Annotated in this window: 1 pseudogene; it reads left to right on the top strand. The window is 27.8% G+C overall.

Annotated elements, in window-relative coordinates:
* Positions 1–60 precede the first annotated feature (60 nt).
* Positions 61–533: pseudogene (locus tag IAE51_RS12020) on the top strand (hypothetical protein); the annotation flags it as partial.

Raw genomic sequence — 533 nt, 5'->3', positions numbered from 1 at the left:
ATTTTCCCTGAATCATCTAAACAAGCAAAATTAATTTATCCTTTTTTGACAAATCAAATTTTGAAACAAGTATCTAGAGAAAATATTATTGTTATTGATACAAATAGTAGTTTAGAATTTTTGATGAATGATGTTTCGCTTTATATTGGCAAGAAAATACTTATGGCTGAATCTCAACTTGTTAAGGAAGCATTAGAAGATTTAATAGAAAAAAATGAAGAAACTCAACAATTAATTATCATTAATGGTCTGTCGGATATTTTTGAAAAATTAATGATGAGACCTGATCAAGTATTAGAAATTATCGGGCTTCAAAATACTAGTGTTCAACTTATTTTTATGGATAATATGTCACGAATCTCAAATAGTTATAGTCTCACAGGTCCTTTGAAAGAAAATACATACCAACTCCTTTTTGGCGGTGATTTGAATACGCAACGCTTCATTGATAATTTACCAATGGATGTAAAAAAAGAAGTTCATGCTAAGAATGTCCTTCATTCTATTAAAGATGAAGAATTATTCAATATTGT

This window comes from Lactococcus sp. S64, from assembly GCF_016516525.1.
Taxonomy (GTDB): Bacteria; Bacillota; Bacilli; order Lactobacillales; family Streptococcaceae; genus Lactococcus; species Lactococcus lactis.
Note: the sequence above shows the minus strand (reverse complement) of the source record. Positions and strands in the feature narration are given on the sequence as shown.